This is a genomic window from Cellulosimicrobium sp. GQ32 (assembly GCF_059758455.1).
Genome location: NZ_JCAXEP010000006.1, coordinates 109,717 through 122,399 on the forward strand (window position 1 = coordinate 109,717; position 12,683 = coordinate 122,399).

Sequence of the window (12,683 nt, forward strand, 5' to 3'; positions counted from 1 at the left end):
CTTCCAGGCTAGGTCGTCTCGGCGGACGGGCACGGGGAGCGTGTGATCGGCCGTCGGCCGTGCAGGCGCCCGTCGACTCCTGGACGGGTGTCCACCGGCCCCGAGTCGGCGGTCCAACGCAGCAATCTCCGCGACGCGAATTTCGTTCGGACTCTGGCGTAAACACCTCTGTCCAGGTACGTTGCAGGAGACCGAACAAATCCCGGGATCCCCAGCCCGGGCCGAAGAGCAACGAGGCCTTCATGAACGATCGATCGACACCCAGCGCGGCCTCCTCGGGCCGCTCGCTCGCCAAGACCTCGCCCGCACCGACCGCCCGCTCGCGCGTGGTCGCCGCCACCGCCGTCGCCGGGGCGCTCGCCCTGACCGCGGCCACCTTCGCGTCGCCAGCCGTCGCGGCGCCGCAGCCCACGGCCAAGCCGGCGGCGTCCGTCGCCGGACCGTCGGACATCAACGGGTTCCGCAGCGTCGGCTACGTCATGGCCGACTCGCGCGTGACCCGCGACTTCCACGTGGTCGACCTCCTCCGCACCGGCGCGATCGAGGACCTCACGCACATCAACTACGCGTTCGGGAACGTCACCACCGACCTGGTGTGCGACATCGCCGACGTCCCCGGCGAGGGCGACCCCCTCAACGACTTCGTCGCGCAGGTCGCGGCCAAGGACTCCGTCGACGGCAAGGCCGACAAGCCCGGCCAGAAGCTCGCGGGCAACTTCAACCAGCTCAAGAAGCTCAAGGCCGTCAGCCCCGACACCAAGATCCTCATCTCGCTCGGCGGCTGGACCTGGTCCGACAACTTCTCCGAGGCGGCGTCCACGGCCGAGGGCCGTACGGCGCTCGTCGACTCGTGCCTCGACCTGTACATCGACGGCGACCTGCCGGTCGTCGACGGCAAGGGTGGCCCGGGTGCCGCGGCCGGCATCTTCGACGGCATCGACATCGACTGGGAGTGGCCGGTCACCGGCGGCGAGACGGCGAACGCCCGCCCCGAGGACAAGGAGAACTTCCTGCTCCTCATGGAGGAGTTCCGCACCGAGCTCGACGCGCGCGGCGCGGCGAACGACGAGGACTATCTCCTGACGGCGTTCGCGCCGGCGGGTGGCTGGAACGCCGGGCAGGGCGGCTGGCTCGACCCGCGCCTGTTCGCGGTCGTGGACTTCCTCAACGTGCAGGGCTACGACTTCCACGGCGGCTGGGTGCCGAACCAGACGGGCCACCAGGGCAACCTGCACCCGGACGGCACGCAGAACTGGGGACTCGGGCTCGACGGCGCGCTCGGCATGTACGTCAACGCGGGGGCGGACCCGTCGCAGGTCAACGCCGGCCTCGCCGCCTACGGGCACGGCTGGTACGGCGTCGAGGACGGCACGCAGGGCTGGCAGCCCGCCGCCGGGTACGTCGGCACCAAGACGTACGCCGAGCTGCGCTCGTTCGGCGGGAAGAAGTTCTTCGACTCGGAGATCGGCGCGAGCTGGCTTTACGACGGCGACCAGTGGTGGAGCTACGACGACCCGGCGTCGGTCACGGCCAAGGCCGAGTTCGTCGCGACGCAGGGCTACGGCGGCGCGATGTGGTGGGACCTCTCGGGCGACTACCGCAACGAGCTGGGTGACGCGCTGGGCTCGACGCTCCGCGCAGCGACACCCGGCCCGGGCGTGGCCGACGAGTGCGCCGTGCCCTGGTACGGCACCGGCGTCTACACCGGTGGCGAGGTCGTCTCGCACGAGGGGTCGGAGTACAAGGCCCAGTGGTGGACCCGCAACCAGGAGCCCGGCGCGAGCAGCGCCTGGAAGAAGATCGGCCCGTGCGGCACGGCGCCCGAGGTCGCGGTCGCGGACTGTGCTCCCGCCTGGTCGCGCGAGGCCGTCTACACCGGCGGCCAGACCGTGTCCCGCGCGGGTGTGAACTACACGGCCCAGTGGTGGACCAAGGGCGAGCTGCCCGGGTCCGTGACGTGGGGCTCGTGGGACCCGGTGGGTCTCTGCGAGTGACCTGACGGGTCGCCGGGCGCGCGCATCGCCCGGACGGCCACCGCACGACGACGGCGGGCCCGGTCCTGAGACCGGGCCCGCCGTCGTCGTACGGGGACAGGGCGCACAGACCAGGTCTCTACCTCGTCAGACCAGGCCTCTACTTCGTCCGACCAGGGCTCTACCTCGTCCGACCAGGCCTCTATCTCGCGCGTCCGGTTTACTTCGCGCGGACGTCGCGGCGCAGGTAGTTCCAGGCGAGCACGCAGCAGACGATGCCGTTGATCAGGCCCACCACGACGTCGGCCGGGCCGTGGGCGCCGCGGTAGAGGCGGGACAGGCCCACCGCGAGCGGCACGAGGCAGCACAGGACCGTGACGACGACGCGCAGGACGGGGTGGGTGATGCGCTGCGCGAGCAGGGCGAGGGTCAGGTAGAACGCCGCGGAAGCACCAGTGTGGCCGCTCGGGAAGCTCGACGTGGGCGGCGCCTCGTCGAGCCGCGAGACGTCCGGGCGCTCGCGCCCCACGACGATCGACGACGTGAGGAAGATCAGGGCCTGGAGCGCGACGGCGAGCGCGGGCACGACGGCGAACCACCACTGCCGGGTGCGCCACCAGACGAGCAGGATCGTGAGCACCGTCCCGCCGATGATGAACTCGGTGGTCCCGATGAGGGAGAACAGGTCGGTCACGGTGTCCCAGAAGGGCGTGCGCCGCTCCTCCAGCCAGCGGTTCACCCCGACCTCGCCGGGCAGGTCGCCCAGCGGGCCCGTCACGAGGAACCCGGTCGCGACGATGAGCACCCACAGGACCGCGCCGGGGAGGAACGCCCGGAGCCCGACGTCGCGCAGCACCTCCTTCGCGGTGGGTCGGGTCGTGTCGAGCTCGTAGCGGTGCACGAAGGGATGCATCAGACCTCGTTCCTGGGAGCGGAGCCGGAAGAGCGGGCAGTCCGGGCGGACGTCCACCCGTGGTAGCCGACGGCGGACGCCCCCGCGACGGCGCCGCCGAAGAGGATCCCGCCGACGACGTCGGACGGGTAGTGCGCGCCGAGCAGCACACGGTCGGCCGCGGTGACGAGCGCGAGCACGGTCGCGCCGCTCACCACGGCGACGCGGCCGCGCCGCCCGAGCAGGGGCCACACCAGGACAGTGAGGCTCACCCCGACGGCGGCGGCGTTCATCGCGTGCCCGGACGGGAAGCTGGACCCGGGCACGACGGTCACTGCGTCCTCGACGACGGGCCGCGCGCGGTCGACGAGCTCCTTCGCGCCGAGGCTGAGCGCCCACGCGCCCCAGATGGTCCCCGCAGCCCAGGCCGCACGCGACCCGAGGCCGCGGCGTCGCCAGGCCCAGAGGCACACGCCCATCGCTGCGAGGTTCATCCACCGAGCGGCGAGCACCTCCTGGCCCACGAGCAGCGTGCGTTCGAACGCGGGCCGCTCGCCGGTGAACCGGGTCGCCGCAGCGACGGCAGCCCGGTCGGCGTCGACGACGAGCCCCGACTCCGCGCGCACGAGCCACGCGAGCACGAGGACGGGGACGGACGCCGCGACCCCGTACGCCGCGGCCCGACCCAGGGCGCGCCCGAGCGAGCGGCGTGGGGCAGGCTCGGCGGGCACCCCCGGACAGTAGCGGGGGGCGCGGAACCACGCCCGTGGAGACGGGGTCAGGTGAGGGGCGTCACGGCCGGAGTGCCGCGACCGCCTCGATCTCGACGAGCGCGCCGGGTCGGCCGATCCCGACCCGCAGGACCGTCACGGCGGCCGGGTGCGGGCCCCAGACCTCGCCGACGGCGGCGAAGCCCTCCATGAGGTCGGCCTCGGGGTCGAGGTAGACGGCGAGCCGCGCGACGTCCTCCGGCCCGGCGCCGGCCTCGGCCAGCACGGCGAGGACGTTGCGCAGCGCCTGCGCCGTCTGGGCCGCGATGCCGCCCTCGACGATCGCGCCGTCCGCGTCGGTGCCGTTCTGGCCGCCGACGTAGAGCGTGCGACCGGTCTCGACGATCGTGCCCTGGGAGAACGCCGGATTGCGGTGCAGCCCGGCAGGGTTGAGGTGCGTGACGCTCGGCGTGGTCATGGTCGTCCCCTCCTGCGTTCTGGTCCTGAGACGGCCGACGCTACGCCGCGCCACCCACACGCTCCGGGCGGGCGCGCACCGGTTCTGCGCCCCGGACCGGGCTCGCGGCTCACCCGCCGACGGGGCGGCGACCCGGCCCCGACGGGCCGTCCCGCCGTCGGCTGTGTAGGAAGGAGGGGTGAAGCAGTCAGCAGGGCTCGTGCTCTACCGGTTCCGTGACGACGTCGTCGAGGTGCTCCTCGGGCACATGGGCGGTCCGCTGTGGGCGCGCAAGGACGCGGGCGGCTGGACGATCCCCAAGGGCGAGGTGGAGCCGGGCGAGGACGGCCACGCCGCGGCGCTGCGCGAGTTCGCGGAGGAGCTCGGCGTCTCGGCCCCCGCGGCGGAGGCGCCTGACCTGGACCTCGGCACCGTGCGCCAGCGCGCCGGCAAGCTCGTCGCGGCGTGGGCGCGCGAGGCGGACCTCGACGTCACGGCGATCTCCAGCAACACGTTCGCGCTCGAGTGGCCGCCGCGCTCGGGGCGGATGCAGGAGTTCCCCGAGCTCGACCGGGCCGGCTGGTTCCCGCTCGCTCGAGCCCGCGGGCTCGTCGTCGCGGGCCAGGTCCCGCTGCTCGACCGCCTCGAGGAACGGCTCGCGCTGCGGGCACCGGGTTCGGCACGGCCGGGCGCCACGCCGGACGTCTGAGGAGCGCCCGACCCCCCCGGGGCGTACCGCGCGGGGGAGGGGGCGTACTGTCAGGCGATGGACTCCGCATGAGTGTCATCGAGAAGTGGGTCGGCGTGACGTGCCCGGACTGCGGTGCGCCTGCGCGCGCCCGCGTCCTGCACATCATCGCGTGGGGTGCGATCCCGGGTTCCGCGGTCCCGCACCACGTCAGCATCGTGTGCGAGCACCTGTGCCGGGTCACCGGCATCGCCGCGAGGGAGACCGTGTGCCTCTGCCCGCACTGCCGGGCTTTCATGGGGTGACGTCCGTGCGCGGGAGACCGCGCAGCTTCGCGACGGCCGACGTCGAGACACTGGACCGGCTGCAGCCGGTCCAGCGCCTCAACGGGCTCACGTCTGAGCCCCGGCAAGGGGCCCGAAGCCTCTTCTCAACGACGAGACCGTCACCACGACGATCCTTGCACGGCCCGCCGCCCCACACCGCGCTGGGCCCCGCCGTCGGCGGGTGGCCCGAACGTCAGCCGAGCAGGTACGGCGCGGCGGCGAAGCCGGCGGCGAGCCCGACGAGCGCGACGGCGACCGCGGACAGGTGCGAGTGGCGCGCTCGGCTCGCGGTGCGGCGGGCTGCCTCGGTCACGGTGGTCATGACGGTCCTCTCGTCGGGGGTGGTTCCAGGGAGAGAGACCGCGCCCGACGCGATCCATGACGCGGTTTCGGCCGACCTCGGCGCGATCTGCGTCACACCGCGGCGACCGAAGCGCGCCAACCCTGGTGCAGCATCGTGCACCAGGGTCGGATCGTTCGCGCGGGCAAGCGCGTGGGGCGGGATTGCGCTGCGCCCGACGAGGGCGTCAGGCGCGCAGGATCAGCGCGTCGCCCTGCCCGCCGCCGCCGCACAGCGCCGCCGCGCCGACGCCGCCGCCACGGCGCTTCAGCGCGAGCGCGAGGTGCAGCGCGAGGCGCGCGCCGGACGCGCCGACGGGGTGGCCGAGCGCGATGGCGCCGCCGTCGGTGTTCACGACGTCCGCGTCGATGCCGAGGTCCGCGACCGACTGCAGCGCGACGGCGGCGAACGCCTCGTTGATCTCCACGAGGTCGAGGTCCGCGGCGGCGATCCCCTCGCGCTTCACGGCGGCCTCGATGGCCCGCGCAGGCTGGGAGTGGAGCGAGTTGTCGGGTCCCGCGACCTGGCCCGCCGCACCGATCTCGGCGAGCCACTGCAGGCCGTTGCGCTTCGCGAAGGCACGGCTCGCGACGACGACCGCCGCGGCGCCGTCGGACAGCGGCGAGCTCGACCCGGCGGTGATGGTCCCGTCCTTCACGAAGGCGGGGCGCAGGCGCTCCAGGGCCTCGAGCGTGGTGTCGGCGCGCACGCCCTCGTCGTGCTCGACGACGACCGGCTCGCCCCGCCGCTGCGGCACCTCGACGGGCGCGATCTCCTCGGCGAGCCGCCCGGCGTCGCGCGCGGCGGCGGCCCGCTGGTGCGAGCGCAGCGCGAACGCGTCCTGCTCGGGGCGGCCGATGCCGCGCGTCGTGCAGCCGCGGTCGGTGAGCTCGCCCATGACCTCGCCGCTGAACGGGTCGTTGAGGCCGTCGTGCGTGAGCGAGTCCGCCATCGTCACGTCGCCGAACGCGAACCCGGCGCGCGACCCGACGACCAGGTGCGGCGCGTTCGTCATGGACTCCTGCCCGCCCGCGACGACGACGCTCGCCTCGCCGGTGCGGATCAGTCGGGCCGCGTCGATGATCGCCGTGAGTCCCGAGAGGCACAGCTTGTTGATCGTCACGGTGGGGACGTCCCAGCCGAGGCCCGCGAGGATCGCGGCCTGGCGGGCCGGCCCCTGCTTGGCGCCCGCCTGCACGACCTGCCCGACGATGACGGTGTCCACCTGCTCGGGCGCGACGCCCGACGCTGCGAGGGCGCCGCGGATCGCGTGCGCGCCGAGCTCGGCGGCCGAGAGCGAGGCCAGGCCCCCGCGGAAGCGCGCGAACGGGGTGCGCGCGCCGTGCAGGAGGACCGGGGTGACCTCGTCCTCGGGGGTGACGGCGGCGGCGTCGGGCAGGGGGGTGGCGTCGGTGCTCATGGGGCTCCGTCCGGGGAGAAGGCGGGAGGTCAGGGGCGAAGAGGGAAGCCCCGGCGCCGCGAGGAGGGGCGAGCGGCGCCGGGGAGCTGGGGAGGGCGTGCGCCCTCGGGGTCGTCAGACGAACGCGGAGACGCCTGTGATGTCGCGCCCGACGATGAGCGCCTGGACGGACTCGGTGCCCTCGTACGTGTGCAGGGCCTCGATGTCGGCGAAGTGCCGCGCGACGCGGTTCTGGAGCAGGATCCCGTTGCCGCCGAGCAGGTCGCGCGCGCTCGCGGCGACCTCGCGGGCGCCGCGCGTGCACGTGTACTTGGCGAGCGACGCCTGCGGCCCGGTGAGCGTCCCCGCCTCGTCGAGCCGCGTCATCTGGGCGACGAGGAGCTGGAGCTGCGTGATCGTCGAGAGCATCCGGGTGAGGCGCTCCTGCACCATCTGGTTCGCGGCGAGCGGGCGCCCGAACTGGACGCGCTGCTTCGCGTACGCGACCGCTGACTCGTAGCAGGCCACCGCGTGCCCGACGGCGGCCCACGCCACCCCGAGGCGCGTCGCGAAGAGCACGCGCGAGGTGTCCTTGAACGACCGTGCGCCGGGCAGCGCGTTCTCGGCCGGGACGAACACGTCGTCGAGCACGACGTGCGCCTGCCAGATCGCGCGCAGCGACACCTTGCCGGTGATGGTCGTGCCCGTGTAGCCCGGGGTGTCCTGCGGCACGACGAACCCGTGCACCTGGCCGTCGGCTCCGTCCTCGGCGTCGCCGACCAGCCGCGCCCACACGACCGTGATGTGCCCCGACGACCCGTTGCCGATCCACTTCTTCTCGCCGTTGAGCACGTAGCCCTCGACGCCGTCGCGCGTCTCCTTGCGCGCCGTCGTCTCGAGCGAGACGGAGTCCGAGCCGTGGGTGGGCTCGGTGAGCGCGAACGCGCCGAGGATCTCCCCGCGCGCCATGGGCTCGGCGTACTTCGCCCGCTGCTCGTCGGAGCCGAGCATCTGGATGCTGCGCAGCGCGAGACCGCCCTGGACGCCGCAGATCGTCGCGACGGAGCCGTCGCCGCGCGACATCTCCATCGCGGCGAGGCCCGCGCCGAGCAGGCTCACGCGCGGGCGGCCCTCGACGTCGACGCCGTCGCGCAGCAGATCGAGCTCGCCCATGCGCTTGACGAGGTCGAACGGGACCTCGGCGCGCTCCCAGTAGTCGTCGATGACCGGGAGCACCTCGTCCTGGACGAACTGCCGGACGCGCTGCTGGTGGGCGCGGTCCTCCTCGGTCGCGTCGGCGAACGCGCCGGCGTAGTCGAGGTCGAGCGGGGTCGCGAGGTCGTAGGTGGGCTCGGTGACGCCGGGCATGATCGGGGTGGTGGGCATCGGTGCTCCCCTGGGAGGGCGGCTGCGGTCGGTCCTGCGCGACCGTCCCCGGCGCCGGGGGTCCCGGGTGCGGGCCCGGCGTCGGCGGCGGTCTCTCCCATAGTGCAGCGATACCGGGTATCAGTCAATCTGAGACGGCGTATCGCCTCGGCGCTCGCAGCGCCGTGCGGGCACACGGCCCCCGTCCTACCGTCGAGAGATGGCCCTCGACCTGTTCGTGACGATGCACGTGCGCGACCACGACCCCGCGCGCGACTGGTACGTGCGCCTGCTCGGGGCGGAGCCGACGTTCGTCGCGACGCCCACCGAGTCCGTGTGGGAGCTCGCCGAGCACCGGTGGCTCGTCGTCGAGCAGGTGCCCGAGCACGCCGGGCACGGCGTCGTCACGGTGTTCCGTGAGGACGTCGACGCCTTCGTCGCCGCAGCGGCGGACCGCGGGATCGAGCCGGAGCGTCGGGAGACGTACGACGGCGGGGTCGTGAAGATCGTCTTCCGCGACCCCGACGGCAACGAGGTCGGGCTCAGCGGCGCGCTCCCGTCGTCGTAAGGTGCGCGCGTGACGATGACGGCCGGTCGGGTGACCTGGGACGACGACGCCTCCGCGGGCGCGTGGATCGCGGAGCGGCTCGGGGAGTTCGGCCCGCGCGTCGACGGCACGGTCCCGCGCGGGTTCGCGGCGTACGCGTGCGTCCCGCACCCGGGCTGGGACGACGACGTCGCGCTCGCGGCGCGCACCGACGCCCTGGCCGGGGCGCTCGCACCCTTCACGGGCGCCCAGCCGGTGCACCTCGCCCTGTGGACGGGCCACGCGTTCCTCTACGACCACGGCACCGACCCGCGCGCGAGCTCGGGCGTCGCACCGTTGGTCGGGTGGCCCGAGGACGAGCCGCGCCCGACCGCGGCGGAGATCGAGCGCGCGGTCGCCGAGGCGTGGGAGCACCTCGCGCCGACGCTCGTCGAGCGCCCGGCCGCCCCGATGCTCCTGCTCCCGCACCGCGAGTACCACCTGTGGACGGGGACGCTCACCGACGCCGACGCGTTCCGCGACCACGAGCAGCCGCCCAACCTGTGGTGGCCCGAGGACCGCTCGTGGTTCGTCGGGACCGAGATCGACGCCGCCGCGACCTACGTGGGCGGGAGCGGCGCGCTCGTCGAGGCGCTGTGCGCGGACCCGGCGCTGCGCGCGAGCCGGGTGGCGCCGTCGGACCCGATGCTGTTCGAGGACTGACCCGCGACCGCTGTCCGGGCCGCGGGCCCGGGTCAGGCGGGCGCGCCCGCCGCCTCTGCCTCGGCCGTCGCGCGACGGTTGACGCGCCACCACACGAAGAACCCGACGAGCGTGAACGCGCCGTAGAACACGTACATGAACGCCGACGCGTAGAAGCCGGCCGAGATCAGCAGCGGCACGCCCACGACGTCCACCGCGACCCAGATCAGCCAGAACTCGACCCAGCCCTTGGCCATGCCGTACGTCGCGAGCAGCGAGCCCATGAAGATCCAGGCGTCGGCCCAGACCGGCTCGTACGACTCGAGCGCGCGGAACACGGGGGTGAGCAGCGCCGTCCCGCCGACGAGCGCGACGACGAGGAACGCACGCTGACGCCACGACGCCCAGCGCGGCACGACCGCGACACCGTGGCTGTCCGCGTCGGCGTCGCCGAGCCGGGCCTGGGTCTTGCGCCACTGCACCCAGCCGTAGACCGACACGACGACGAACATCACCTGGCGTCCCGCCTGGCCCAGCAGGTTGACGGGATTGGGTGTCGCGAACACCGCGCCGAGGAACACCGTGAGCAGCAGCAGGTTGCCGACGATGCCCACCGGCCACGCCCACACCTTGCGCCGCATGCCGCCCAGCGCCGACGCCAGGCCGAACCCGTTGCCCACGATCTCGCGCCACAGCAGGTGCTGGTCGCCGATCGTCAGCTGCGCGTCGAACAGCGCGTGGATCAGGTCCATCGGATGTCCTCGTCCTCCCGGGCACGTCGGGCTCCGGGGTGAGGGGCGGGCGGCGGGGCCGGGCCACGAGGGCCCGACGGCGTCGCTCGCCACGGCGAGCCCGCGCCCCGTCGCGCGGGCTCGCGAGAGCCCGGCCGAGGACGGCCGCGCCGCACGTGCTTCCTCCCATCCGGACTGTCACCGTCGGTCCTGGAGTTCCACCAGGTCAACCGCGCGTGGGCGCGGGTCGCGGACTGTCACCGCCGGCTCGGAATTGCACCGACCCCGGAGCACGTTCGTGCGTACTGCGTTCTGCAACCGCCGATGCTACCTGCGCATTCCCCGACGCCGCGGCGATCGGTCACTCGACGCGACATCGGCACGTCCGACCGAGGTCGGCAGTCGCGATGACCGAGCTCGGCAGAAGCTGCCGATCTCAGCTGGTCACGCGAGCGCGTCGCGTACAGCGCGCGCGACGTCGTCCGCGACGCCCTGGGCGTCGGCCCCGGCGTCGACCACGGTGACGACGACGCGGCGCGCCGGGCCCCCGCCGTTCCCGGTGCTGTGCCGCTCGGCCGAGCCGCCGTCGCCGTCGGTCGCGGCGTACCGGCCGACGGCGGCGCGGCGCAGGTCCGCGAACGCCTCCTCGAGCTGGGGGCGCAGGTCCTGGTCAGGGGAGCGCAGCCACCGGCGCAGGAGCGCGTTGTGCACGGCGACGACCGACGCGGCGAACGCGATGGACGCGGTGGAGCGGCGCTCGTCCGGCGGGAGCGCGTCGCGCAGGTACGCGGTGAAGGCGCGCTCGTAGCGGTGCGTCGTGACGAGCTCGCGGTCGCGCAGCGCCGGCACCTGCTGGAGAAGCTGCCAGCGGGCCAGCGACGTCTCGCGCTGTCCCACGTGGTGGTCGAACACGAGTCGCGCCGCGCGGCAGACCTCGACGTACGGGTCGACGGCGGGGTCCGGCGTGAGCCGGCCCTCGGCGTCGGGCACGGGCCGAGTCGCTGCGAGCATGACGACGACCTCGTCGAGCAGGAGCTCGTGGTCCGCGAAGACCACGTCCTCCTTGGACCCGTAACGGCGGAAGAAGGTGGCGCGGCTGACCTGGGCGGCGTCGGCGATCTCCTCGACGGTCGTCTGCTCGTAGCCCTTGCGGGTGAAGAGCTCGATCGCTGCGTCGACGGCCTGGGCATGGGTGCGGCTGCGGACGTCGGTCATGCACCGGACGGTACACCGGTACCCGTCGCTCGCCCCGCCCAGGAGGTCAGGGCACGAGCCGGTAGAACCGGAAGAACGAGAAGTCATCCACGGGCAGCACCGCGACGTCCGCGAACCCGGCCTCGCGCGCGTAGCGGCGCAGGGTCGCAGGGCGCATGACGGTCCCGGTCCCGACGGACGGCCGCGACGACAGCCCGTCGGGCAGGCACACGAAGAGGCTGTACCCGTACATGACCCGGTCGACGTCGTCGGCGGGCGCGGTGAACTCCTCGCCGACGGCCTCGTCCATGACCACCACGACGCCGTCGGGCCGGACCGCGCGGCGCACGGCGTCGAGCACCGCGGCGGGGCGCGGCATGTCGTGGACGCACTCGAACGCGAACGCGGCGTCGAACGGCAGACCGGCCGGCTCGACGAGGCCGAGCTCGGCGGCGTCGGCGAGGTGGAACGTCACGCGGCCCGCGAGCCCCGCCTCCTCGGCCGCCGCGCGGGCCGCCGCGACCGACGGGCGGTCCACGTCGACGCCGTGGAGCACCGCGTCCGGGTAGGCGCGTGCGAGCGCGAGCGTCGACCACCCGAACCCGCACCCGACGTCGACGACCCGGGCCCCCGGCCGGCGCAGCACGTCGTGGACCGCCGGGACCCGCGCGAGCGTCGGGGCGAGCTCGCGCTCGAACCACGGCCGGTTGACCTCGGCCTGGGCCTCGCGCGCGTCGTCGCCGAGCTGGTCCCAGGAGACGCCGCCCCCCGTGCGGTAGGCGTCGAGCAGGTGCGGGAGCTGCGGGCCGATCGCGCCGACGAAGCGTGCGAGCGGTGCGACGTACGCGAGCGAGGTCGTGTCCGTGAGCACCTCCGCGTGCGCGGCCGGCAGGGCATACAGGCGCTCGCGGGCGGCCGCGACGGGGTCGGCCGCGAGCGCGGGCCCGGCGCCCGGGTCCTCCGCGGCGAGGATGCCGCTGGCCGCCTGCTGCTCCAGCCACTCGCGCGCGTACCGCTCGTGGGTGCCGGTGCGCTCGGCGAGCCCGGTCGACGTGAGGGGTCCGGCGTCGACGAGCGCGTGGTACCAGCCGAGCCGGTCGCCGACGTGGACGGCCAGGACGTCGATCGCGCCGAGCGTCGCGGCGAACAGGCGGTCGGCGAACGCGTCGGCGTCCGACGGCGCCGGGTCGCCCCCCGCGGGGTCGTCCCCCGGGCCCGGGGGTCCGTTCTCGGCTGTGGCGACCATGCGCGGCCTCCGGCTGGACGTTGGCCGGGCGCGTGCCGTGGGCAGCGGCGCCCGTGGTTCGACGGTAGACCTCCGGAGCGCCCGCGTCGATGGGTGGAGCGGCTGAAACGTGGACCGTCCACAGGGCGCTCGTC

14 protein-coding genes and 1 riboswitch are annotated in these 12,683 nt (G+C 74.2%); of the genes, 5 read left to right on the forward strand and 9 right to left on the reverse strand.

Features of this window, described 5'->3' with window-relative positions; all coding sequences use genetic code 11:
- Positions 1–242: 242 nt before the first annotated feature.
- A complete protein-coding gene (locus AC6CH9_RS11730; protein WP_498155041.1) occupies positions 243–1,994 on the forward strand; it encodes a glycosyl hydrolase family 18 protein in 1,752 nt (583 codons plus the stop codon).
- Positions 1,995–2,193: 199 nt separating this feature from the next.
- Here the strand turns inward: AC6CH9_RS11730 and AC6CH9_RS11735 are convergent, their stop codons facing one another.
- The 3 genes from AC6CH9_RS11735 to AC6CH9_RS11745 all read right to left on the reverse strand — a co-directional run bounded on the left by AC6CH9_RS11735 (position 2,194) and on the right by AC6CH9_RS11745 (position 4,053).
- Positions 2,194–2,886, reverse strand: a complete 693-nt coding sequence (locus AC6CH9_RS11735) for a phosphatase PAP2 family protein (RefSeq protein WP_498155042.1) — start codon at positions 2,884–2,886, stop codon at positions 2,194–2,196.
- A complete protein-coding gene (locus tag AC6CH9_RS11740) occupies positions 2,886–3,596 on the reverse strand; it encodes a phosphatase PAP2 family protein (RefSeq protein ID WP_498155043.1) in 711 nt (236 codons plus the stop codon). The genes AC6CH9_RS11735 and AC6CH9_RS11740 overlap by 1 nt, the downstream gene beginning before the upstream one ends.
- Before the next feature lie 61 nt (positions 3,597–3,657).
- Positions 3,658–4,053, reverse strand: coding sequence for a RidA family protein (locus AC6CH9_RS11745; protein WP_047232322.1), 396 nt, complete (start codon positions 4,051–4,053; stop codon positions 3,658–3,660).
- Positions 4,054–4,231: 178 nt separating this feature from the next.
- On the opposite strand from AC6CH9_RS11745, the gene AC6CH9_RS11750 reads away from it, so the two are divergent.
- The gene (locus tag AC6CH9_RS11750; RefSeq protein ID WP_053371812.1) at positions 4,232–4,741 is read left to right on the forward strand and encodes an NUDIX hydrolase; all 510 of its coding nucleotides are present in this window, start codon (positions 4,232–4,234) and stop codon (positions 4,739–4,741) included.
- A gap of 68 nt (positions 4,742–4,809) precedes the next feature.
- On the forward strand, positions 4,810–5,025 hold the full coding sequence (locus AC6CH9_RS11755) for a hypothetical protein (RefSeq protein ID WP_047232320.1): 216 nt from the start codon (positions 4,810–4,812) through the stop codon (positions 5,023–5,025).
- A gap of 214 nt (positions 5,026–5,239) precedes the next feature.
- On the opposite strand, the gene AC6CH9_RS11760 is transcribed toward AC6CH9_RS11755, so the two are convergent.
- The 3 genes from AC6CH9_RS11760 to AC6CH9_RS11770 all read right to left on the reverse strand — a co-directional run bounded on the left by AC6CH9_RS11760 (position 5,240) and on the right by AC6CH9_RS11770 (position 8,171).
- Positions 5,240–5,368, reverse strand: coding sequence for a hypothetical protein (locus AC6CH9_RS11760; RefSeq protein ID WP_255318705.1), 129 nt, complete (start codon positions 5,366–5,368; stop codon positions 5,240–5,242).
- A gap of 205 nt (positions 5,369–5,573) precedes the next feature.
- The gene (locus AC6CH9_RS11765) at positions 5,574–6,806 is read right to left on the reverse strand and encodes an acetyl-CoA C-acyltransferase (protein ID WP_498155044.1); all 1,233 of its coding nucleotides are present in this window, start codon (positions 6,804–6,806) and stop codon (positions 5,574–5,576) included.
- A gap of 114 nt (positions 6,807–6,920) precedes the next feature.
- The gene (locus AC6CH9_RS11770; RefSeq protein ID WP_498155045.1) at positions 6,921–8,171 is read right to left on the reverse strand and encodes an acyl-CoA dehydrogenase family protein; all 1,251 of its coding nucleotides are present in this window, start codon (positions 8,169–8,171) and stop codon (positions 6,921–6,923) included.
- A 199-nt stretch (positions 8,172–8,370) separates the two neighbouring features.
- On the opposite strand from AC6CH9_RS11770, the gene AC6CH9_RS11775 reads away from it, so the two are divergent.
- Positions 8,371–8,718: a VOC family protein gene (locus tag AC6CH9_RS11775; protein ID WP_498155046.1), complete on the forward strand. Its 348-nt coding sequence runs from the start codon at positions 8,371–8,373 to the stop codon at positions 8,716–8,718.
- Between the two features lie 9 nt (positions 8,719–8,727).
- Complete coding sequence (locus tag AC6CH9_RS11780) at positions 8,728–9,399, forward strand: hypothetical protein (RefSeq protein ID WP_498155047.1); 672 nt, start codon at positions 8,728–8,730, stop codon at positions 9,397–9,399.
- A gap of 32 nt (positions 9,400–9,431) precedes the next feature.
- Here AC6CH9_RS11780 and pnuC read toward each other — a convergent pair whose 3' ends face one another.
- The 3 genes from pnuC to AC6CH9_RS11795 all read right to left on the reverse strand — a co-directional run bounded on the left by pnuC (position 9,432) and on the right by AC6CH9_RS11795 (position 12,549).
- A complete protein-coding gene (gene pnuC, locus AC6CH9_RS11785) occupies positions 9,432–10,130 on the reverse strand; it encodes a nicotinamide riboside transporter PnuC (protein ID WP_047232316.1) in 699 nt (232 codons plus the stop codon).
- Positions 10,131–10,282: 152 nt separating this feature from the next.
- A riboswitch (FMN riboswitch) is annotated at positions 10,283–10,406 on the reverse strand.
- 147 nt (positions 10,407–10,553) lie between these two features.
- Positions 10,554–11,324: a TetR/AcrR family transcriptional regulator gene (locus tag AC6CH9_RS11790; RefSeq protein ID WP_498155048.1), complete on the reverse strand. Its 771-nt coding sequence runs from the start codon at positions 11,322–11,324 to the stop codon at positions 10,554–10,556.
- A 46-nt stretch (positions 11,325–11,370) separates the two neighbouring features.
- A complete protein-coding gene (locus AC6CH9_RS11795) occupies positions 11,371–12,549 on the reverse strand; it encodes a class I SAM-dependent methyltransferase (RefSeq protein WP_498155049.1) in 1,179 nt (392 codons plus the stop codon).
- Positions 12,550–12,683 lie beyond the last annotated feature (134 nt).

What these genes read in the sequence shown, in the direction of transcription:
- AC6CH9_RS11775 (WP_498155046.1), top strand. Translation starts at nt 8,371, where the DNA reads ATGGCCCTCGACCTGTTCGTGACGATGCACGTGCGCGACCACGACCCC.
- AC6CH9_RS11790 (WP_498155048.1), bottom strand. Translation starts at nt 11,324, where the DNA reads ATGACCGACGTCCGCAGCCGCACCCATGCCCAGGCCGTCGACGCAGCG.
- AC6CH9_RS11770 (WP_498155045.1), bottom strand. Translation starts at nt 8,171, where the DNA reads ATGCCCACCACCCCGATCATGCCCGGCGTCACCGAGCCCACCTACGAC.
- pnuC (WP_047232316.1), bottom strand. Translation starts at nt 10,130, where the DNA reads ATGGACCTGATCCACGCGCTGTTCGACGCGCAGCTGACGATCGGCGAC.
- AC6CH9_RS11795 (WP_498155049.1), bottom strand. Translation starts at nt 12,549, where the DNA reads ATGGTCGCCACAGCCGAGAACGGACCCCCGGGCCCGGGGGACGACCCC.
- AC6CH9_RS11755 (WP_047232320.1), top strand. Translation starts at nt 4,810, where the DNA reads ATGAGTGTCATCGAGAAGTGGGTCGGCGTGACGTGCCCGGACTGCGGT.
- AC6CH9_RS11760 (WP_255318705.1), bottom strand. Translation starts at nt 5,368, where the DNA reads ATGACCACCGTGACCGAGGCAGCCCGCCGCACCGCGAGCCGAGCGCGC.
- AC6CH9_RS11735 (WP_498155042.1), bottom strand. Translation starts at nt 2,886, where the DNA reads ATGCATCCCTTCGTGCACCGCTACGAGCTCGACACGACCCGACCCACC.
- AC6CH9_RS11765 (WP_498155044.1), bottom strand. Translation starts at nt 6,806, where the DNA reads ATGAGCACCGACGCCACCCCCCTGCCCGACGCCGCCGCCGTCACCCCC.
- AC6CH9_RS11745 (WP_047232322.1), bottom strand. Translation starts at nt 4,053, where the DNA reads ATGACCACGCCGAGCGTCACGCACCTCAACCCTGCCGGGCTGCACCGC.
- AC6CH9_RS11730 (WP_498155041.1), top strand. Translation starts at nt 243, where the DNA reads ATGAACGATCGATCGACACCCAGCGCGGCCTCCTCGGGCCGCTCGCTC.